The organism is Desulfogranum marinum, from assembly GCF_016918565.1.
In the GTDB taxonomy this organism is placed as follows: Bacteria; Desulfobacterota; Desulfobulbia; order Desulfobulbales; family Desulfobulbaceae; genus Desulfogranum; species Desulfogranum marinum.
This window is the reverse complement of record NZ_JAFFQD010000017.1, coordinates 1-20,433: the sequence shown is the minus strand read 5'-3', so window position 1 is coordinate 20,433 and position 20,433 is coordinate 1. Positions and strand designations below refer to the sequence as shown.

Below are 20,433 nucleotides of genomic sequence, written 5' to 3'. Positions count from 1 at the left end.
TTCTTCAATTACATACCAGTGAGTTCAACAACAGCCCCATAAACCTGCTCTACAGTAATTCCTTTCATACAGGACATATGGGAACATACCCTTTGTCGACAACAGAGACAGTCGATTCCTGGAGCCTGTAATATTGTATGAGCAACTTTATATGGGCCAACCCTTTCCGGATGAGTTGGCCCAAAAAGGGCAGCCACCGGAGTGTTAACCATAGCTGCGATATGCATGGGCCCGGAATCGAGGCCAACATACACAGCTGCCTGCTCGATCAATGCCACAGATTCTTCGAGACTCAGGCAACCGGCAGCTATAATCGGTTTTTTCTTCATTATCGAGGTAATAGAGGCAATATACTTTTGGTCTGCTGCACTGCCCCCAAAAACAACAGCCGTTCCTGAGTCAATAAGCTGGTCAGCCAACTGTGCCCATTTTTGCACCGGCCAAAATTTCGTTTCCCAGCGGGCAGCAGGATTTGCATAGGCAAACCGCTGCCCTGCTCCAACACCATGGGTATGTAGAAAATTACTTGCTCGTTTTCGGTCTTCAGAGCTGGTGCACATGTAAAAATCCTCTTCCGCTACAGCGCATTGCAAATGTTTGCAGAAAAGCAGATTCTTGTCCAAGGCATGTTCGACACCCTCTGGCACGGTTACGTGTTCATGCTGAAACAAGGTGTTCAATTCCCTGGCATCTGCGAAGCCCAGGCGGGTTCCTTTGCGATTGGTCAAAGCCAATACACCACTGCGAAAGGAAGCATGCAAATCCAGACTGATATCAAACGGAAAGGCCATGAATGTCCTTTTTAATGCAGCCAAGGTCTTCACTGTTGCAATGAATGCTTTGCCATACACCCCTCTTGGAGCATGGGGATCGCTGGTCGCAGGAATATGAATTGGATAGACATGATCAACAGTAAGGTCTCTCTCCACAATGCCGGCATAGCCTTGTTCGACAATCCAGCCAATACAACAATCCGGGTGATGGCGCTTTAAGGCATGTGCTACAGGCAATGTGTGTACAATATCGCCCAGAGAGCTTTGTTTAATAAACAGAATCCGCTTGTTGCCCAAATCCATTTTTCCTCTCACCCCAATGACCGTGCAAACTGCTTCAACGTATCGATATGTTGTCCTGTTTTCAAGCCGTGCCTTGCTGCAAAATCAGGGGCGATGGTCTTCGGCCGTAACCCCTTAATAGTATCTATAAGGGTTTGAGGATGATTATCAGGTATTACAACCCCGCTTTCCTCTCCTAATAGTTCTGCAGCCCCAACCGAGGCAGTGACCATGACCGGGGTACCGCTTTCCAACGATTCCGTCACAACCAGACCAAAAGGCTCATAGTGCGAAGGAAGCACAACATAGTCAACTGCGCTATACAGGGATGCCATATCATCCTCATAGCCAATATAGCGGACATTATCTGACAGACTGTTCTTTTTCAGGCCCTCACTGCCCACAATGATAAGCTCATGTAGTTCCGGATCAAGAACAGCATATGCAGCAAGTAGCTCATGCAAGCCTTTTCGTTGATGACTCATGGATGGGAAAAGAAGGGTAAGTTTATGCGACGTAATGTGGTACTTTTTCCGCACCTGCTCACACTGTTCTGCACTCACCCGGAAAAAACGTTTCTCATTAACCGGGGGATACACAACCCTCACTTTATCCTGAGCAACCTGATAATGCCTTTCAATCTCTGCCTGAATGGATTTTGAATGGGCGACCACCCACGGCACATTCGTAAACATATACCTTTCAAAACGATTTTCGATGCTGTCATGGCCCCTTCGATACCAATTCTGACTGCGCCTGGTCAGTACTGACTGCGGATGCACCCCGCCAACGACCGCAACATCCTGGCAACCAGTGCGGGTTAAACTTAAGGAAAGGTCATATTCAGCACGCAGAAACCGACGATTGTATTTATTTAAAAAAGCGTATTTTCGGAGACGCCGCGGCAAAAAAAACAATGTTGTTTTGTGAAAAGTACAGGCATAGCTTTTGGCGAGTTCCCTGTCAATTTCATAGGCATGGACATGCACCTCATCACCGGCATCCAAAAAGCCTTGCACAAGAGTAAGGAGGTACGACTCCATTCCGCCTGATTTACTGAACTGATTATGGATAAGGGCAACTTTCATCGCTGATACCTAAGTGATGGAGCGATACAGACTAAAGGCAATTTTATACTGATAAAGCTTCATCTGGTTCCTCTGTTTTTGATGGCGTGAAGCTGGTAAACACGATAAACAGAAAATACGCCAGGCAGCTTGAATTGAACGCGCCCTGCCAATTTTCCGTTGCATGTTGATGGGATAGTGCTTGCTTAAAAACTGCACTTCCGCTTTCATTTTTTTTTCAAAAACCGACAATGGGTCAACGTTCCGTTCACTTTGGCCTTCCAAATGGGTTATAACCGCTTCCGGTATGAAACCGATAGCCCATCCAGCCTTTCGTATGCGCAGACAGAGATCAATATCTTCTCCATACAGGAAAAACTGTTCATCAAAGCCACAGATACCATCCATGACCTCTTTACGGACAACCATGCCAGCACCCAATACCCAGGCAATACTGCCCGGCAACGCAGCAAACAACCCCTTGCTGTAATGCCCGCCTGGATAATCATACTCAATTGTATCATGATCATGTCCAGAGCCGGTGATCATTCGTATACCACCCAGCCCTACCTGTGTTTGCTGGTGCATGTATTCTCTCATGGCTACCAGGCATCGTGGTTGCAATATCGTATCTGGATTGAGCAAAAACAATAAATCACTCTTAGATTGCTCTGCAGCCTGATTATTTGCAGTTCCGAATCCCACATTTTCGTGATTATCGATCAGCTCAACCTGTGGATAGCTCTGCTTTATTAAGGCAACACTGTTGTCGGTCGAGTTATTGTCAACCACAAACACCTTCTGCCACTGGTCACGCTGTGCCATCACAGAATCAAGACAGGCAGGCAGCAGGTCTGCAGTGTTATAGTTAACAATTATGATCGACAGTGACGGCAACTCAGGCATATTTAGGCTTTTTCCTATAGTGAACAAGGAGATAATACTTATAAAGAGCTTTACTCTTCTCTGCACAAAAGGATGGAAGTAAGATCTCGTTTTTCGTCTTCAAACCAAAAAATTCCATTTCCCCATTAAAAGCAGGAATTAATCCTGTCATCATAGTGAGTATGCTTTTTCATCCTGCAGATGATGACAGAGGACACAACCCACGGAATGGTTGACTCTTGGCATTAGCCCCTATCAGCAAGCATCCGGTACTTTTTTAAACAGCACAGCCGAGAATAGAGAGAAGAAGAAACCAGTTTGATAGACAACGAGATAGGATTCCGTCAACATAATAACCAAAAAGAAAACAGGGAAGGCGTAGCGCATCCGCTGCAAATCGTCTTTTTGCACCCAGCCCTGCCTGAACTGTAAGAAAAAAAGCGATAATATGACCACTAGGCCAACACCGCCAAATCGGGTGCCGACAAGAAAATATTGGTTATGCGGATTATCAGTAGGTGATATCTGCGGAGACCGCTGCTGGTTAACTTTGGAGTACTCTGCATCAAAATCACCGGTCCCTACACCCAGCAATGGATAGGCTTTCATAATTTCATATGAGTTGCGCCAATACAACAAACGTAACCCAACAGAGGTATTGGGGTTCTTTTCAAACTGCGCTATTTCATTTCCGGCAAGATCAACCCTGCTTTTAAACTGGGGGCTCAAGGAGTACCCTGCATAAAAAAGCAGTGGTAGAAAAAGTGCTGCTCCACAAACAGCCACGATCAGATTTTTTCGAAACTTTTGCAGTAAAAAGAGAACAATCAGGACAAAGAAAACCAATTGCCCTGCCCGTCCTTCGGTAATAAACATGTTAAAAACCATTACTCCCAGCAAAACAAAACCAAGCCACTTAAAAATGCCACTGATTTTCCCCCAGAAAAGTTCATGGGCAAGCATATAGATGGCAATGGCAAGCAGGGGGTTATACACCACATGAAAGGTTTTCTTGGTGATATGCTGTGGGGTGACATCAGCGTAATGAAGTAAATCAAACCACGCCAGGTAGGTTAAGCTCATGGCCACGGTCATACCTGCTAAAAAAGCTGCTATATACCACCGTCTTTTATTGTACACAACAAGCGTCATGAACAGCGGCATGAGCATAAATTTCCACCTTTTAGCGATAAAGGCCAAACCGGATTGTACATCATCACTCCACAGGAGTCCTGCAACCATGAGGGCAATGTAGGCCAACACGGCTAGACAAACTCCATTTTGGCTCACCTCCGTCAACTTTTCGACCAACCGCCCGTCAATAATCCAACCAAGCAAGATCAGGCAGGCAAGCACGGAAATTACAGATGTTGAAAGGGGGATAAAGAATGCCAACAGCAGCATGCAACAAAAGTTCATTTGCTGCACACGCTGGGAAAAAGACGGACTCATAACTCTATTTCCTTATTCATGCTGCATATTGTAATGAATAAAGAGCCTTATACTCACCATCAAATGCCAGCAATTCTTCATGGCTCCCTGCCTCCACCAGCCAACCGTTTTTCAGGACAATAATTCGATCCGCTTTTTTAATGGTGGAAAGCCGGTGTGCAATGACAATGGTCGTTCTATTCTGCATCAAATTTTCAAGAGCATACTGGACCTTTTGCTCTGATTCCGTGTCCAACGCGGATGTTGCTTCATCTAAAATGAGAATAGGGGCATTTTTAAGCAAGGCTCTGGCTATGGATATACGCTGTTGCTGGCCACCGGACAATCTAGCGCCGGACTCACCGACAATGGTGTCAAGACCATCTGGTAAGGCATTGATAAAATCCAAGGCATAGGCAGAGCGGGCAGCCTCCAGTATCTCTTCATCCGAGCATCCTTCAACTCCATAACCGATGTTGTAGCGCACAGTATCATTAAAAAGAATCGTCTGCTGGGTAACCAATGCGATCTGGCTCCGTAACGAATGCAGGGTTACCTCTTTAATATTCTTTCCATCTATGCGGATAGAGCCTGATGTAACATCGTAAAACCGGGGGATAAGGTTAGCCAGCGTACTTTTTCCGCCACCACTGGGCCCTACCACAGCGAGAACCTCGCCTCTCTTAACCTCCAGCTTGATATTATGCAGGACGGGCTCATCATCTCCATACCTAAAGGTAATGTTATCAAACGTAATGCTGCGGGAAAATGGGGCCAATGGAACAGCACCGGTTTTTTCCTTGATATCCAGCTCCACATCCAGGAGAGAGAATATTCGCTGTGCTGCAGCCATTCCCGACTGGATAGTTGAATTTATCTTACTAACGCCCTTAACCGGTTCATAGAGCATGATCAAGGCCGTAAGAAAGGACATAAACGTTCCAGGAGTAGAGTTGCCGTTAAGCACCTGCATCCCTCCAAACCAGATAATAAGAGCCATCCCAATCCCGCCAAGAAATTCTACCATGGGGTGTGAGAGGCAACGATATCGGGTTTCACTCATTAAAATATCGAAAAGCCGCTGCATATGATCTGCAAATCGGCTTTTCTCAAACTTTTCCATGCAAAAGGCTTTTACAATCCGAGTACCTGCTATGGTTTCGTGCAATTGATTGGTAGACGTTCCTAAGTGAGTCTGGTAACGAGTACTGATCCGCCGAAATTTTTTCCCATAAACGGTAATGGGCACCGCAGCCATGGGAATGAAAATTAAAGAAACAAACGCGAGTCGCCAATCCATATAAAAAATAACGCCAAGCAAACCAATCACCGTAAAAAAATTGCGTAACAAGTGAATGAGAGCATGGGACACCGACCCCTGCAGCAGACTGACATCATTTACAATCCTCGAAATAAGCTCACCTGTGGCATTTTTATGAAAAAAACTTAAACTCAAATCATTCAGATGACTATAGGTAGCAATGCGCAAATCTCGAATGACATTTTGCCCTACCCACTCAAGCAGGTACGAATAGACAAAATAAAACACCCCTTTAACCAGAAAAAGTAACAAAAGAGCAATGGGCAGTATATTGAGCAGCGTCGCGTCTTTATTAAAAAATATTTCATCCAGTAATGGCTTTACCATATAGGCTTGGCCTGCATTAAAACCTGCAACAATGATCATGGCACCCATGGCGATGAACAGTTTCACCTGGTAAGGTTTGAGTACCTGAGCGAGCCGTGAAACAATTTCTTTAGAAGTCATTTATAGATAACTAAACAGTTAGTAGTAAGAATAGATTGTGCAAAAACGACGACGACAATAGCTGATTGGTCAGTGGGCAGCCATTTGAACAAGCTGTTTAAAACATCTTTCAACTGTACCGGTTGTAAGGAGATATTTCCAATAATGCTGGCGCAGGTGGCTACCTATAAAATTCACTCTCGGCGTCACCACTCTAACATGCCCCCACCCCGGCTGCCACAGCCGAGCCTTCTTTTTCCTTCCATGAATACTCAGGGTCGGGATACCTAGACAGGAAGCAAGATGCCCACCGCCGGAATCATTTCCGATAAAATAACCGGACTCATAAAGATAGCCAGCGCAATCAGCGATAGTTGAAAAACCTATGAGTTGGAAAGCAGGCTTAATAAATGTCTCCCACTCCTTGCTCTCAGGTTTGCTCATAATATAGACTGGCTCAAAGCCCCGTTTTTGCAAGCGATAACCAAGTTGCAAAAATCTTTCCGGCACCCAATTCTTACATACTTCCGCACTGGTTGGATGAATACATACCCGGTTTTCGTTTTTTCTCCAGCTTAATCCTGCCGGAGGTGAAATACCGTTTTCAAGAACCGGTTGATGGTTGGGGAAAACGTGACGACAGACCACCTGCATATTTTCGACTTGCGTTATTTGAGGCTGTTGGAGGGAAATATAATTCATCTGCCTGGATATCACTTCCTTATCTGTTGAAGGCTCCATTCTGCCCGACCAGAAAAAAAGCGTGTACGATTCCAGTTCGTTGGAGAGATCGGCCACCGGCAAGGAACGTTCAACCCTGTGTTGCGGAAACCAATCCTGCAATTGGTAGATAAGATCGCTATACACAGTGGTGGCATGTCCGCGAAGATGCGCATTATGCAGCAGCACCATTTCAACCAGATTATCTCCCAAGCCCTTACCACCAATCAATGCTATTGCACCTTCAGCCATTACAGACTCCACCTGCTACAACTTCCATCTAGCCCAATAAGGGCTAAGCATTGCACCTCAAGCGAGTCCTTCATTGTAATTTCCATCGAGCTTTTGCTGTCCGTCTTTTCTCCCATCGAGCCAGCCGGCAGCCTCTGCCAGCCCCTTGTGCATATTGCCCCCTTCAAGATCGATGACAAAATACCCCACTCCCATAGCCATCATTTCCCGAACATAAGGAAACAGGACAAAAGGCACTTCTGAACGGACATAGGTTAAATCCCTTTTACGTTCAATGGTATAGGCCTCTCCTCTGGGACTAACAACATTTTTCCGGGTCTGCAGATGGGTCGCGTTGAGCTTTGCTGTAAAAAGTGGTGGTTTGCCATATACATACATGCCGACCTGAGTGGTGGAATAGCGAGCCTCCTGCGCTTCCATGCCTTTCCTGGCGGTAAGTGCTTGTTGCAGAGTATCTCGGTCGGTTTCCAGGGAGAACAACATTCCTTGAATGCCATGCTCCCACCCATGCAAAAGAGCAGCATTATTGAGTACATTTACGGTGTAATCAGCATACAGCTTGATCCCCCTTTCTGCTGAAAAGGATGAAAAAAAGCTCACCTGTGAGATATGACCAATCTGGAAACGAGAGAACCCCATAGCAACCATATCTTTCACTGCCTTTCTATACCACGCTATATCCCTTTGATGAATAACCGGCGGCAACATCCATATCAGCTGCGGGTAGAGGGCTGCAGCTCTTTTCCCCATTGCTGCAATTTGCTGACATGCCTTCTCTTGTAAAAAAACAAGCAATTTTGTCGGTCGCACAGGATATCGCTGTCTCGTTGAGGGCAGCTCACTACAACGCAGCCACCACTGTGGTTGGAGCTGCCTTTTGGGAGAAGAACGTACTGATTTACCGCGGGAACTGCTGACTCCTTTGGCAGCGCCCACCTGGCGCCCTTGGCTCCATCCCACCGACCGTAAAACCTTGTCAACCTTTCCCACATCGGGCTTTACTTTCTTCAGTGATTTGCTTTTAGAAACAGAATGACGTGTGCCTTTAACCTCGTTTTTTCTGCTTGCACTCACATCAACCTGAAAAAGCAGCCCCTGGGTTACTCTCTGCTGCTTCCCTTTTTTGCTCAATGGTGGAAGCCCTATGGTCACTGTCTGCCCTTTTTTTGCTTGGCGAACAGGACGATTACCGTGCGTCATGAACTGCAGGGTAAAACTCTCACGCACATCACTGGATTCATCCTGAAAACGTAAACGATCACCAACACTTACATCACATCGAAGTGCCACTAAACACGCCGGTCTAGTGTCTCTCTGGTCTTTCTTGTTCTTGATCACTTTTGCCTTACCAGCAAAAACGCCGGCTACGCCAACCAAATGGGGTTTAACGATCTCTTCATGGTTGCCAACAAAAAAACCACGAGTCCGTGTTCTACTCATCGCCTGATCAAGCAAATCATTTGCTTCTTTTTGCACACGCCCTTTTTCCTGAACAGGTGCCTGCAAATTATCAAGACACAACCGATAAGCACGAACAGTTTTTCGTACATACTCAACTGATTTCAAACGCCCTTCAATTTTGAGGCTCACCACTCCTAGTTGTGCCAGCTTGCTTAAAAAACCAATTCCACATAGATCGTTCATGGAAAAAAGAAACAATCCTTGCTGCCCCTTTCCCGGCCCGCCGCCCCTGGTCTGCTTTGGAGCCTGTAATCGGTAATGCCTGCGACACGGTTGCACACATTGGCCCCTGAGGCTTGATTTCCCGCCATGCATGCTTGAAAACATACAGAGCCCCGAGTAGCTGAAACACATGGCACCATGAATAAATATTTCGAGATTTGCCTTACTCTCCCGACTTATCGTACCAATTTCTTCTAAAGAAAGCTCCCGAGCCAGAACCACTCTATCAAATCCTTGGTTTGTAAAAAAATCAGCACCCAGCGTGTTATGAACTGACATGAGGGTAGAGGCATGCAGGGAAAGTTCAGGAAAATACTTTTTCGCTAGAAAAAAAAGTCCCAAATCCTGGACGATCAATGCGTCCGGGCCAATGGTAGCCAGAACAGACAGGGTTTCCACCGCCTGTCGCATTTCCTGTTCCTTGACCAGGCTGTTCATGGCCACATACAACTGCTTTCCCGCATCATGTGCATACCGAGTCATTGCACTGATATCAGCCAGAGAAAAGTCACGACGTAAAGATCTGGCGTTAAAGCCTGGAGCGCCCACATAAACGGCATCTGCTCCTTCCTCCATTGCTGCTTCAAAGGCAGAAAAGGTTCCTGCAGGTGCGAGCAGCTCCATGGAAGCCGGCTTCTCTAAAGATGATTTACTCGACATGAAAAATTCTTAAGGAAATAGTTATGCTGCTTGACGGCGTATGCTGGCCTTCAAGTACCGTCAGTGAGCAAAAGAGGCTGGATATCAAGAGGGGGAAGCGGAAGAATAAAATAAAAATTATTACCTTGCGAAGTTGGTTCATACCCGGCTTCTCCGCCATGCATTTCCACAACATGCCGGATAAAAGAAAGCCCATGGCCGGTTCCTGGTATTTTTTTGCTGTCAGCCCCACGAACACCTTCTTGAAACAGGTTATTTCCATCCTCCGGGTCCATGCAGGGGCCAGTGGTAAAAACGTTAAACTTTATACTGGTATGACCTGGTTCCGGATAGTTATCCAGTATTTCACGCCCATAAGCCATGGCTTTGCGAGGCACACCGTTATCATCAACAATCTCACGGGTATACTTGGCTGCATTGGAAAAAAGGTTTGCATACACCTGGGCCAGCAGTCCAATATCAACATAGAGAGAAATCTCTTCTTGCTGCATATTATCCGGCTTTTCGACGCTGACATTAGCCGCCTTGAGCCTACTGGCATAGTGCTCCAACTGCGGGATAATAACATCTTTTTCAACAAAACACTGCTTAGGATGCAGGACCAGGTGTCCTCTTTCAAAATGCTCTTTTCGAAAAAGACTTTCTAAAAAAAGACTGGTAATGGAGTGGTGTTTAACCATCTCCTGATGATAGGCCAAGAGGCTTTTTTGCATCTCTGCTAAGCCGCGACAACAGTTTTCACACTCTCCTGGATCCTGGACGTTTGCTATGGCCCGTTGCATTTGCTGCTGAAGCCCCGATATTTCTTCGATTTTCTTTCTGAGCTGATTAAAAATATGCTTGAAGTACATATTGGGCACAATGATATTGTGCTCAATATCAACAACAAGGGCATTGATAAACTTAAGGTGTTGAACATTCTGCCGGGCAATGAGACGATTATCCAGGTTGTATCCAATTCGGTTTGCATACTTGGTAAAAAAGAACCTGTCGGCATCGGAAAGTTTCCTTGCCCCACTCAACTCGTACATGCCGAGAGTATGCCCTGCACCACAGGATCCTTTTATATCATTCCAAAGGGTTGTCTGTCGTTGCGGCCTGTTATGAGCATTCACATTACCGAAGGCTTTAAAAGGCTGTTTACTGTAAATCGGAATGACATAAGAATCTGCCATCTCATAGGGGGTGTCATTCATCTGTACAGGAAATGCCGCAGGTTCAGGTTCCTTTAAAACTCCCCGTTCGCTGGAGCAAACCAAAGAAAGCCCCTCGTCCTCGCCCTGACACAAGTACAAAGCACTTGAAACCCCCAGCATTGCATAGGGAACGGATACGCAGACTCGGTAAAAATCATCGAGGGAATCATACTCTTGGGCAAGATCAAAAAAAGCCTTCAAAAAATCATTATGATATTGAGCAAAGTTATATTGCTTATAACTTTCAGTCTTTTCATGTACGCGTTCACACACCCTCTGCAGGTCAGGTGGTATGGGTTTTTTCTTTGATTGCTCTTTCATAAGATGGGTGCACTAAAAAAGCATGCATTTCATCCTGCGCTCATCAAGCAGGCTGATTTTCAGGATTGTGACAAAACGACCTCGTTGTGCTCTCCACTTTCTTCCAGCAACACATCGACTCGTTCATTCTTTGCCGCATTCACTGACATCCCTACATAATCGGGCTGGATTGGGAGTTCTCGACAGCCGCGATCTACAAGAACAGCAAGTTGGATAGATCGAGGACGTCCATAATCCATGATTGCATCCATGGCCGCCCGAATGGTCCGGCCGGTGAAGATCACATCATCAACAAGAATGACTGTCTGCTCTTCCAGAGCAAAATCAATTTCTGACTTCTTGACTATCGGATTTTGGGAAATCAGACTCCAGTCGTCTCGGTAAAGGGTTATATCGAGATTACCGGAGGGAAGCAAAATCTGTTCATGTTCACGTATTTTCTGATGAATACGTTCCGCCAGGAAGACACCACCGGTATGAATGCCGACAAGAGCAAGTTGTTCGCCGCCATGGTTGCGCTCGATGATTTCAAGACTTATGCGATCAAGGCTTCTGTCTATGTCCCTGCCCGTCATAATGGTTTGTGCTGCCATACCCCTACACCCTGTTCCAGAAATAGTCGATTCCTTTGCTATCAACCAAATTAATTGCGGCCGGGAAGGCCTCACATTCCACCTCAAAAACCCTGGCAGCTATGTCGTCGGGAGTATCTTCATACTCAAGGGAAACGCAGCGCTGCAATACAATTGGGCCCTGGTCATACTCCTCGTCGGCAAAATGCACGGTACAGCCACTTACAGTACATCCTTTTGCCTTAACAGCTTCATGCACGTAATGCCCATAGTACCCCTTACCGCAAAATGACGGAATAAGTGCAGGATGAATATTCAGCACCGCCCTTTCCAGCCCCTGAGGTGGGACATACAATTTCAAGTAACCTGCTAAAACAATAAGATCGATATCGTAATCTTTTAATATAGCATTTATAGCCGTATTATCTTGTGCATAGAAGGCAGGATAGCCATATTTTTCTGCTTTTTCCAAGCCAAGCACAGAAGGGACATTAGACACCACCACCTGAATATCAGCCTGCAATACTCCTTTTTCAATCTGCTGATGGAAATTATCCAATGTCCGCCCACTCCCAGACAGCAATACTGCCATCTTTTGCATTATTTTTCTCCTGTAAAAAACGCTTCAGAAGCAGGGTCAACACTGCTCATCCATTCAGCAATAGCTTTATCATAAGCTGTGGTTAACGCAAAGACCTTTCCTGCAAGGTAAAAACGAGTGGAAAGTTTTGTATCGCCATACTCTTGCAATTCTGAGAGGACAAGCGAATAGTCAGCCGGGTCTACGATCACAGTTACATCATTAAAATTTTTCGCAGCAGCCCTCAGCAGGGTCGGTCCCCCGATATCGATATTCTCTATCGCATCCACAAAACTGCAATCCTTACCTGCGATTGTTTTTTCAAAAGCGTACAGATTGACAGCGACAATATCGATGGAGCGAATACCGTGTTCAGCGCACTGTTGGCGATGCTCAGCGTTACTACGCTGGTGTAAAATACCACCATGAACCATTGGGTGAAGCGTTTTGACTCGCCCATCAAGCATCTCAGGAAAGCCTGTAAATTCGGATACATCTGTCACCAAAATGCCACTTTCACGCATTTTAGTTGCTGTCCCTCCTGTGGAAAGAATTTCAACACCGAGAGCAACCAGTGCCTGCGCAAATTCTTCAATCCCACTTTTATCGGTTAAGCTGATAAGTGCTCGCTTACCGTTTTGCATATATCTTCTCCTACAACAATATTATCGATGCAATCCCCGCCATCAGCGCTGGCTGAAGAATGGTTATTGTTTTTTCAAAAATTGACGGATTTTTCTACGATCTCTTTTATCAGGTCGACGGTCCGGCTTCCCCGCCGGAGCGGTTATAAGTCGCCGTTCTTCCTTAACCTGTTCTCTTTTGGCTATCGACTCCTGACTTTCCTCGTAGAGCAGGCGAGCAACGCTTGCTGGTCCGCGACGATCATGCAGACCTAAAATCGTTATCGTAAAGGTCAATGCGCCTTTACGAATCTCGAGAGCATCACCTTCCAACACGGTCCGCGACGGTTTAACCCGCTGGCCATTCAGATGTACATGCCCTCCACTGACTGCTTTAGCAGCCAAGGATCTTGTTTTAAAAAAACGGGCTGCCCATAGCCACTTGTCTATCCGGACTTTCTCCACAGCAGTACAAATCCATTATTTAAAAATTAAAATGTTTATTATTAGCATACTTTCCGATATCCATCAAATAAAGAACTGATATTATCAGGAGCACCTCTTCACATCCCAATCACCCCAGCCCTCTCCAAAAAAATACTCATTCTCGATTATGAATATTGCTCGAGTTGGAAAAATACTGTATGTGCATGAAGTATTGATCCCTCTTGCCAACAAAAAACGACCTTTTTTCTTACTTCTTTGCACATACACTTTCAGTTATACTAATCCGCATGACCCTACAAACTGTCGGCATCCACAATTTGACTCGTCCTATTTCCATTAAAACGAAAAGAGGAACCATCCAGCAAACTGTGGCCACCATTGACCTTGATGCACTTCTTCCTCATGAACGATCACAATCGTGTATTGAGGTTATGATGCCGCTCCTGGCCGAGTATGCTGAAGATATTCATGTTGGTGTTCTACCCGATCTCCTGCTCACCGTTCGTGAACAACTCCAGGCAAAAGAAGCACAGCTGGCAATGACCTTCCCCTATTTTATCAATAAAACCGCGCCGGTTTCGGCCACATCAAGCTTAATGGAGTATCAGTGCACCCTTAGAGGTACCTCGACCAAAAGATCATCTCCTCTCATCCGGGTATCGGTTCCGGTTACGACCCTCTGTCCATGTTCAAAGGAAATCAGCAAGGCAGGCGCTCATAACCAAAGGGCGGAAGTAACTCTAACGGTTCAGCCCACAGGATTCCTATGGCTGGAAGACCTTATACAGTTGGTCGAAGAGAGTGGTTCCTGTCAACTTTATTCATTGCTTAAACGACCCGACGAAAAATACGTAACCGAGATGGCCTATGATAATCCTATGTTTGTTGAGGATGTCGCCAGAATGGTGGCTCTCAAAACACGTCACCTTCCAGGTATAGAATGGTTTTCAGTGGGTGTGGAAAGTTTTGAATCGATCCACAAACACAGTGCCTACGCTTATATTGACAGCAACGACCTCAACGACATATCAAATTAAATCGTTTTCCGGCTGAAGAATGTAGCACAACATACGGATCAGCCGGTGAACCCCTTTTTTGTGTCTTCTGCCCTACTGCCGCGGACATTCCTTTTTTATTCCGCGCCGTCACTTTCCATGATAAAATGGGAGAAAAATCAGCCCGAATTTCTCACAAGAAACCCGGGCAAGTCCTTTTCGGGATATAACATGGTTATCGAACTACGAAAATCAGTCAGGAATCCGGATTACCTGCCAGTAACAGTTAATGCCATAAACAGCAAGGACGGCACAGTACTTGCTGGCCCTTTTTCCAGCCGTATTATAGATATATCTTCCCATGGCGCCTGCCTGCTTATGACCCAGATCATCAAGGATCGATATCACATTTTCCATACCGTTCAGGACCATGCTTCCCACTTACTTGAGCTGACCATCAACCTCCCGCCTGATCTCATCGACTACTCGATCATCGCCCGCCCTGTATGGATGGATATTTTTCGCCAACAGGAAATAAGTGCCTTCAAACTCGGCATAGAATTTATAGAAAACATGGAAGGAAAAAAAATGCAGAAACTTAAAACCTCAATCATGAAAGAACAGGAGCAAAGAGGATCCTGGTGGTCGCGAGCCTGCTCGGCAATAAATAAATAAAAACCACATAGGCAGGCTATGCCCCTTTTCACGCCTTAAAAATAAACAGAAATTCGACGCAATATTGATACATTTATTTCGTTACAGTCCGTAAAAGCCATTTATGGACGAACAGGAGCTACAATTTTTCCATCGCAGGAATGGTATAAACCACCATGGGTTCTTCAATGCCCCTGAGCTTCATTTCACCCCACCTTTCCATATGAAAAAGGTGATGTACATCGTTGCGCACAGACTCTGTTAAATATATCCGACAGTGGCTTGACTCCGCTGCCAATCGTTGTGCGATATTCACTTCATTACCGATAACAGTGTAGTCAAAGCGCCTTGAGGAACCGACATTCCCTAAAAAAACGTTACCGCTCGTAATCCCGATCCCCAAATCTATGTTACGAAACACATCACTTTTCGCCCGCCACTGCCGATGAATTTTCTCAAATTTTTGTTTGATCATAAGTGCTGCGTTTACCGCAGCAAAAGTAGCATTTTGATTGGCAATTGGGGCACCAAACATAGCCAGGACCGCGTCGCCCATGAACTTGTCGACAGTTCCCTGCTGCTGAAAGATAGTATCTGTAAAAATATTAAAAAAATCATTGAGAAAAGCTCGAAGCCTATCTAATTCCAGCTGTTGAACCAAGGCCGTAAAATTTCGGATATCGGCAAAAAGAATAGTTACTTTCCGGATGTCACCAAGCTCCATCAGTTCCGTTTCTCTTACCAGCAGGAGTTGGGCCACTTCCGGTGCCATATACTGCTCAAGCAGGGTTCTGGTGCGGGTAACTTCTTCAACCTGCCGGAGTGCACGCACATTTTCCAGAGCCATGGCGGCCTGGCCGCAAACAATACTGATCACTTCTTTATCTGCCTCTGAAAAACGCTCATCTGTTCCAGTCTGGCTGATGTTCAACACCCCTATAATGTTGTCCCTTATGATAAGAGGGCAGGATATTGCAGAGACGATCTCAGCCCTTTTTAAAAACGGCGAAAAAATTGTTGTTTCCTGGTCTTCTTTATTAAGAATAACAGGCTTCCCGTGCTTAAAAACCCACCCCGCAATGTGTTCACCTTTGGCTATTCGAACCGAGTTTGCCAATCTCTTGTCCATCCCTCTGGATGCTGCAATATGCAGGCTTGCCTGTTTTTCATCATAAAGAAGAATTGACATATGCGAAGAACCGGTCAACTCGGCAACACTCTCAAGAAGGCCTTCCAAAACCTCCTTTTCCGTGGTTGAAGAAAGGAACTGTTCGCCAAGGCTGTAAAGAGGCAGCAAGGTTCTTAGACGGACATTCTCATCATCTAGTTTTTTACGTTCAATAGACTGCTTAACCATGGTGCGCAGATGTTCAGCTTGAACAGGCATTTTAAGGATACCTGAAAAACCCGCCGAAAAGGAGGCAACAAGCAGATCATTTTCGACAGAGGAAGTTAACAAAACTCCCGAGAGAACCGGAAATTGTTCCCGCAGCGTGACAAAGGTTTCGTAGCCATTGATGCGGGTTGAATCCTCCACCAGCACTATGGCGACCTCATGCTCTTGACACATTTGCACGGCTTCTTTTTTGCCGGTACAGAACAAAACAGTGTATTCGTCAAGTGCCGAGCGTAGCCTCGCGACACTCGCAGAATCTTTGACCACCAGCAGAATAATCATTTTCATAAGCAGAATAGTTATGTATGCGTTAATATACTTTAATACATACAGTATCACGTGGTCAACGCTGAGACAAGTTGTGAAGAAATCCGATTTAGAAGCTGTCATTAACATATATGGCCACCCTATTGTGCAGGTCTTTCACTCTCTCATGACGTGAGGCCCAGATAAAATTGAGAACCCTTTGCGTTGCTCCCATATTCCCTTACTCCATCCATTGTCATACTCGATACCTGCTTGGTACAGCCCTCGCTCATCAAAAACAGCGTCTCTATTCAACGATACGATAATTACCCATTTTATACTAACAATGACCAAAACACTTCCAGCGAAACACCTTTTCACCGTACTCTGTTTACAGCTTCTCCTTATCCTCCCGGTTCGCGGACAAGAAATCCCCCCGCTCCTGTTCTTTTATTCAAATGATATACAGGGAGAACTCAAGCCATGTGGAAGTGGTTGAGGGAGCGCTAAACTGGGCGGTCTGCCCAAACGTATCACTCTTATTAACCGGTTATCGCGCACAACCAATGCCCCACTAGTGCTTGACAGTGGTAACCTTCTTTTTAAACCACGACGCTCTGGTCAGACAGTTTCCTCCACAGACCAAGCAAAAGCTACCATCATTGCGCAAACTTTTATCGCCGGCCAAAATGTTGTCGCCGCAGTAGGTAGCAATGACCTAGTCGCCGGTTCTTCTTTTTTAAAAAAATTAGAAGAAAAATATTCTTTTCACTTTCTCTCAGCAAATCTCGCTGCTGCAGGTGCGGACAAGCCAATCTTTCAACCCTTTACGTTCAAAATGATTGATCATGATTTCCATGTCGCGATCATCGGTCTTACCGGCCGGCCTCTCTCCCACCTGCCGAGTGAACAGTTCTCACTCCTGTCTTGGGAAACAATTCTGCCAAAGCTCATTACCCAACTCAGCTCGCATGCTGATATGATCCTTCTCCTCTCTAATCTTCCCTCACAAGAAAACGAGAAAATAGCCAAAAAATTCGATGCTATTAATATTATTTTTCAATCCGGGAACGTCAGCAGGGGTAACTCCCCTCCATACCTCGTGAATAATGCCCTCATCTGCCAGACAACAACCAGAGGGAAATACCAGGGAACGCTTGAAATTAAATGGAACGAATCTCGAAAGTGGCAAAAGCATGCCAAGATTAGAATAGAACTCAAACAGATAAAGAGACAACTCCAACTGGTTACCCAAAAAATAGAGCAAAGTAAACAGGTAGACTCTGGAACAAAGCGGCATGAAAACCGCTTGCTTGGCTTACAAAGACTCAAGCAAAAACTGGAAGGGCAGCAAAAACAGTTACAGCAACAACTCAACCATAACAAAAGTTATCAAGGGGCAACCTACAACAACCGCTTTATTGCCCTCTCATCAAAAGTGGAGGACGACCCACAAACAGTACAACGCATTCGTGCCGCAGGAATACGATAAGGTCTACCCGCTCGCCCCCTCAAAAAAAAAAGGGCATATCCTGGAAAGGATATGCCCTTGACTACACCAACTCAATCAATAAATCAGCAACCAAAAGCTTTCTGCAGATTAGGTACAGTCTGCTTTTTACGACTCATCATACCATCTATCCACACGGTATTATCAACAAGTTTTGCATCAAATGCTTTTTCAACAAGCTCAGGTTCATCAGAAAGTACTACCAGGTCGGTTCCCTCTTTTACAACGTCGGTCAGCATCAACAGGATGGAGTGACGACCATCAGCTTTCATCTCTTCCATAGCTTTCATCAGGTCACCGCGCATATCTGCAACCTGATCAAGTGTTGCCAATTCAAGCTGACCAACACCAACTTTTTTACCGTTCATGTCAAAATCTTTGTAATCACGGTTGAGCAGATCCATTGGAGGCACGCCGGCTACGGCACTTTTTGCTTTCAGCATATCCATGAACAGGCTATCAGTGTCGGTTACGCTAGCGATAGTTGCCAGTTCAGCAACAGCTTTTTTATCTGCGTCTGTACAGGTTGGGGATTTAAAATTCACAGTATCACTTAAAATTGCCGCCAACATCAGCCCTGCAACTTTAGGATCAATAGTTACTCCGTCCAAATCATACAGAATTTTTAAAACAGTTCCTGTACAACCTACAGGCATATTACAGAAAAAAATCGGGCTATTGGTGGTAACATCACCAATTTTGTGATGATCAACAATGGCTACGACTTCACCATCGCTAAGATTATCAGGAGCCTGATTCAAATCACTGTGGTCAACAAGAGCAACTTGTTTGCCGGCAGCGTCGGTCATCACTTCCGGCATGGCCACTCCAAAGCGCTCCAATACTGTCACGGTCTCAGGGTTAGCCGCACCCTGCATAACCGGGATATAGTCTTCGCCTTTTGCTTTCATCAGTTCCGCATAGGCAATAGCAGCGGTTACGGAGTCGGTATCCGGACTTTTGTGACCAAAAACATAAACAGACATAGCGTAATTTCCTCCAAGAGACTTAAGTAGATGACACAGTAACTGTGCGCTTTGTTTCCTGATCCAAACGGAGTCTTGAAACAATAAAATTGATCGATATTATAACGTTCACTTATAAGCGTCAAGCAGAAAAACCAGGCCTGAGTTCGATAGAGATATTTACTAGTTATTTTAGACAGTAAACGTCTGCTTTTTACCTGAAAATCATTTTTATTACCCACATTTTCCTGCAATCTGCTAAAGTAGGCACAAGTTATATCAAACTTCCAGCCTTTCAACCTAGCTTTCCTAATTAAAATGTCCATCCCCGATAAGAAACGTATCAAAAGAAAAAAAACACACTCCATCACACGATACGGCATAGCATTGTTTATTCTCGCCGCTATTATGCTGGTTTTTCTTTTTTCTGGAGAAAAAAAGCCATGGCAGCATCAAAAAATCGAGCCGCAACCACCTGCCACACAAGTCATTGCTCCTTCTCCCACGCAGGAACAAACAGTTGACGAAAAAATAAAAGAACAGGCTGCTCAAAAAAATTACTCACCGCAACAGTCTCCACCAAGCGTTGTGAAATCATCTGCATCCAGCGCAGTAGAAAGCATACCTCTACCTGTCGATCAACAAACAACAAAAGCTTCTCAATGCGAGGACCTTGCAACCAAGCTCCACCGCTTTTTTTCCGCACTGGACAACAAACCATATATCGAAGCGGTTAACCTGCAGACGTCACTCCAAACTCATTTTATTAATCTGGTCGATTCACTTCTCGATAATCCTCCCACAGTAGCCAGAGAAACAGATGATCTGTATACCCTCCTCACCAATATGGCTCATTTTTTTCGGATCATCGGCAAAGATAATATCCTGCTTCTTAAAAGTATTCTAGACAGAGAAAGAGACGTTATAGAGGATATCGGGCTTGTGCTCTATAACTGGATAACTGTCGCAGATTGCAGCAGTGATCTATTCCCACTGAAGGCTCCCCTTGACAAATCATATGAATACGCTGGATTTTTCCTCAATACCATGGGAGGACGCTCCTATCTTTTCCGACGAGATTCGAGATCAAGACTGCTCGTCAACTACTACGCCGTCCTTATTGTAGACAAGGCTAACTCTGCCGGCATCAATCGCCATGGAATAAGTATTGCAGACACTTTGCCTCTGCTGATCGATGAAATAGAAGCTTCCAATCAACTTGTCTACAAAGAGCTTTATCTGGACCGGCTGTATCAGCTTTTAGAAACGTACCAATAGATAACGTTCGGCCACTCTTCTAGCCCGACTTTCGCAGTTCGACCTCCGATTTCACTATTTTCGCCCTGTTTTGAAGCGTAACCTCTTGAAGTTGCGTTAGCAGGATGCAAAAAAGGCTTGTAGTGCCGACCTACCCCCTTGCTTTGCTGA

Annotated in this window: 18 protein-coding genes; 4 read left to right on the top strand and 14 right to left on the bottom strand. The window is 45.3% G+C overall.

Features of this window, described 5'->3' with window-relative positions; genetic code table 11:
- Nucleotides 1-8: 8 nt before the first annotated feature.
- The 12 genes from JWH17_RS10850 to JWH17_RS10795 form a co-directional block, all read right to left on the bottom strand.
- Complete coding sequence (locus JWH17_RS10850) at nt 9-1,076, bottom strand: glycosyltransferase family 9 protein (RefSeq protein WP_205222642.1); 1,068 nt, start codon at nt 1,074-1,076, stop codon at nt 9-11.
- An 8-nt stretch (nt 1,077-1,084) separates the two neighbouring features.
- Nucleotides 1,085-2,143 (bottom strand): glycosyltransferase family 4 protein, encoded by a 1,059-nt coding sequence (locus tag JWH17_RS10845; RefSeq protein ID WP_205222641.1) that lies wholly within the window; start codon nt 2,141-2,143, stop codon nt 1,085-1,087.
- Nucleotides 2,144-2,152: 9 nt separating this feature from the next.
- Nucleotides 2,153-3,028: a glycosyltransferase family 2 protein gene (locus tag JWH17_RS10840; protein WP_205222640.1), complete on the bottom strand. Its 876-nt coding sequence runs from the start codon at nt 3,026-3,028 to the stop codon at nt 2,153-2,155.
- Between the two features lie 234 nt (nt 3,029-3,262).
- The gene (locus JWH17_RS10835) at nt 3,263-4,459 is read right to left on the bottom strand and encodes an O-antigen ligase family protein (protein WP_205222639.1); all 1,197 of its coding nucleotides are present in this window, start codon (nt 4,457-4,459) and stop codon (nt 3,263-3,265) included.
- 16 nt (nt 4,460-4,475) lie between these two features.
- Entirely contained in the window at nt 4,476-6,206 is a 1,731-nt protein-coding gene (gene msbA / locus JWH17_RS10830; protein WP_205222638.1) for a lipid A export permease/ATP-binding protein MsbA, read from the bottom strand.
- Nucleotides 6,207-6,275: 69 nt separating this feature from the next.
- Entirely contained in the window at nt 6,276-7,157 is an 882-nt protein-coding gene (locus tag JWH17_RS10825) for a glycosyltransferase family 9 protein (RefSeq protein WP_205222637.1), read from the bottom strand.
- A gap of 57 nt (nt 7,158-7,214) precedes the next feature.
- On the bottom strand, nt 7,215-9,500 hold the full coding sequence (locus tag JWH17_RS10820) for a peptidase U32 family protein (RefSeq protein WP_205222636.1): 2,286 nt from the start codon (nt 9,498-9,500) through the stop codon (nt 7,215-7,217).
- A gap of 50 nt (nt 9,501-9,550) precedes the next feature.
- A complete protein-coding gene (locus tag JWH17_RS10815) occupies nt 9,551-11,017 on the bottom strand; it encodes a sensor histidine kinase (RefSeq protein WP_205222635.1) in 1,467 nt (488 codons plus the stop codon).
- A 59-nt stretch (nt 11,018-11,076) separates the two neighbouring features.
- The gene (gene pyrR / locus JWH17_RS10810) at nt 11,077-11,610 is read right to left on the bottom strand and encodes a bifunctional pyr operon transcriptional regulator/uracil phosphoribosyltransferase PyrR (RefSeq protein ID WP_205222634.1); all 534 of its coding nucleotides are present in this window, start codon (nt 11,608-11,610) and stop codon (nt 11,077-11,079) included.
- A gap of 4 nt (nt 11,611-11,614) precedes the next feature.
- A complete protein-coding gene (gene purN, locus JWH17_RS10805; RefSeq protein ID WP_205222633.1) occupies nt 11,615-12,190 on the bottom strand; it encodes a phosphoribosylglycinamide formyltransferase in 576 nt (191 codons plus the stop codon).
- Nucleotides 12,190-12,813, bottom strand: coding sequence for an IMP cyclohydrolase (locus JWH17_RS10800; RefSeq protein WP_205222632.1), 624 nt, complete (start codon nt 12,811-12,813; stop codon nt 12,190-12,192). The genes purN and JWH17_RS10800 overlap by 1 nt, the downstream gene beginning before the upstream one ends.
- A gap of 63 nt (nt 12,814-12,876) precedes the next feature.
- Nucleotides 12,877-13,257: an RNA-binding S4 domain-containing protein gene (locus JWH17_RS10795; RefSeq protein WP_205222631.1), complete on the bottom strand. Its 381-nt coding sequence runs from the start codon at nt 13,255-13,257 to the stop codon at nt 12,877-12,879.
- Between the two features lie 269 nt (nt 13,258-13,526).
- On the opposite strand from JWH17_RS10795, the gene folE2 reads away from it, so the two are divergent.
- Complete coding sequence (folE2, locus tag JWH17_RS10790; RefSeq protein WP_205222630.1) at nt 13,527-14,276, top strand: GTP cyclohydrolase FolE2; 750 nt, start codon at nt 13,527-13,529, stop codon at nt 14,274-14,276.
- A 189-nt stretch (nt 14,277-14,465) separates the two neighbouring features.
- Nucleotides 14,466-14,909 carry a PilZ domain-containing protein gene (locus JWH17_RS10785; protein WP_205222629.1) on the top strand — a complete coding sequence of 148 codons (444 nt, stop codon included), beginning with the start codon at nt 14,466-14,468 and terminating at the stop codon, nt 14,907-14,909.
- Nucleotides 14,910-15,027: 118 nt separating this feature from the next.
- Here JWH17_RS10785 and JWH17_RS10780 read toward each other — a convergent pair whose 3' ends face one another.
- Nucleotides 15,028-16,572: an adenylate/guanylate cyclase domain-containing protein gene (locus JWH17_RS10780; protein ID WP_205222628.1), complete on the bottom strand. Its 1,545-nt coding sequence runs from the start codon at nt 16,570-16,572 to the stop codon at nt 15,028-15,030.
- A gap of 535 nt (nt 16,573-17,107) precedes the next feature.
- Here JWH17_RS10780 and JWH17_RS10775 point away from each other — a divergent pair.
- The gene (locus JWH17_RS10775) at nt 17,108-18,022 is read left to right on the top strand and encodes a metallophosphoesterase family protein (RefSeq protein WP_205222627.1); all 915 of its coding nucleotides are present in this window, start codon (nt 17,108-17,110) and stop codon (nt 18,020-18,022) included.
- Between the two features lie 83 nt (nt 18,023-18,105).
- Here the strand turns inward: JWH17_RS10775 and JWH17_RS10770 are convergent, their stop codons facing one another.
- On the bottom strand, nt 18,106-19,026 hold the full coding sequence (locus JWH17_RS10770) for a manganese-dependent inorganic pyrophosphatase (RefSeq protein ID WP_205222626.1): 921 nt from the start codon (nt 19,024-19,026) through the stop codon (nt 18,106-18,108).
- Between the two features lie 297 nt (nt 19,027-19,323).
- Between JWH17_RS10770 and JWH17_RS10765 the strand changes: the two genes are divergently transcribed.
- Nucleotides 19,324-20,283, top strand: a complete 960-nt coding sequence (locus JWH17_RS10765) for a hypothetical protein (RefSeq protein WP_205222625.1) — start codon at nt 19,324-19,326, stop codon at nt 20,281-20,283.
- The last annotated feature ends 150 nt before the right edge of the window (nt 20,284-20,433 follow it).

Bases quoted from the DNA above. Each gene is read 5' to 3' on its own strand.
- JWH17_RS10815 (WP_205222635.1), bottom strand. From the start codon at position 11,017: ATGAAAGAGCAATCAAAGAAAAAACCCATACCACCTGACCTGCAGAGG.
- JWH17_RS10825 (WP_205222637.1), bottom strand. From the start codon at position 7,157: ATGGCTGAAGGTGCAATAGCATTGATTGGTGGTAAGGGCTTGGGAGAT.
- purN (WP_205222633.1), bottom strand. From the start codon at position 12,190: ATGCAAAAGATGGCAGTATTGCTGTCTGGGAGTGGGCGGACATTGGAT.
- JWH17_RS10840 (WP_205222640.1), bottom strand. From the start codon at position 3,028: ATGCCTGAGTTGCCGTCACTGTCGATCATAATTGTTAACTATAACACT.
- folE2 (WP_205222630.1), top strand. From the start codon at position 13,527: ATGACCCTACAAACTGTCGGCATCCACAATTTGACTCGTCCTATTTCC.
- JWH17_RS10850 (WP_205222642.1), bottom strand. From the start codon at position 1,076: ATGGATTTGGGCAACAAGCGGATTCTGTTTATTAAACAAAGCTCTCTG.
- JWH17_RS10785 (WP_205222629.1), top strand. From the start codon at position 14,466: ATGGTTATCGAACTACGAAAATCAGTCAGGAATCCGGATTACCTGCCA.
- JWH17_RS10800 (WP_205222632.1), bottom strand. From the start codon at position 12,813: ATGCAAAACGGTAAGCGAGCACTTATCAGCTTAACCGATAAAAGTGGG.
- msbA (WP_205222638.1), bottom strand. From the start codon at position 6,206: ATGACTTCTAAAGAAATTGTTTCACGGCTCGCTCAGGTACTCAAACCT.
- JWH17_RS10765 (WP_205222625.1), top strand. From the start codon at position 19,324: ATGTCCATCCCCGATAAGAAACGTATCAAAAGAAAAAAAACACACTCC.
- JWH17_RS10780 (WP_205222628.1), bottom strand. From the start codon at position 16,572: ATGAAAATGATTATTCTGCTGGTGGTCAAAGATTCTGCGAGTGTCGCG.
- JWH17_RS10835 (WP_205222639.1), bottom strand. From the start codon at position 4,459: ATGAGTCCGTCTTTTTCCCAGCGTGTGCAGCAAATGAACTTTTGTTGC.
- pyrR (WP_205222634.1), bottom strand. From the start codon at position 11,610: ATGGCAGCACAAACCATTATGACGGGCAGGGACATAGACAGAAGCCTT.
- JWH17_RS10845 (WP_205222641.1), bottom strand. From the start codon at position 2,143: ATGAAAGTTGCCCTTATCCATAATCAGTTCAGTAAATCAGGCGGAATG.
- JWH17_RS10770 (WP_205222626.1), bottom strand. From the start codon at position 19,026: ATGTCTGTTTATGTTTTTGGTCACAAAAGTCCGGATACCGACTCCGTA.
- JWH17_RS10820 (WP_205222636.1), bottom strand. From the start codon at position 9,500: ATGTCGAGTAAATCATCTTTAGAGAAGCCGGCTTCCATGGAGCTGCTC.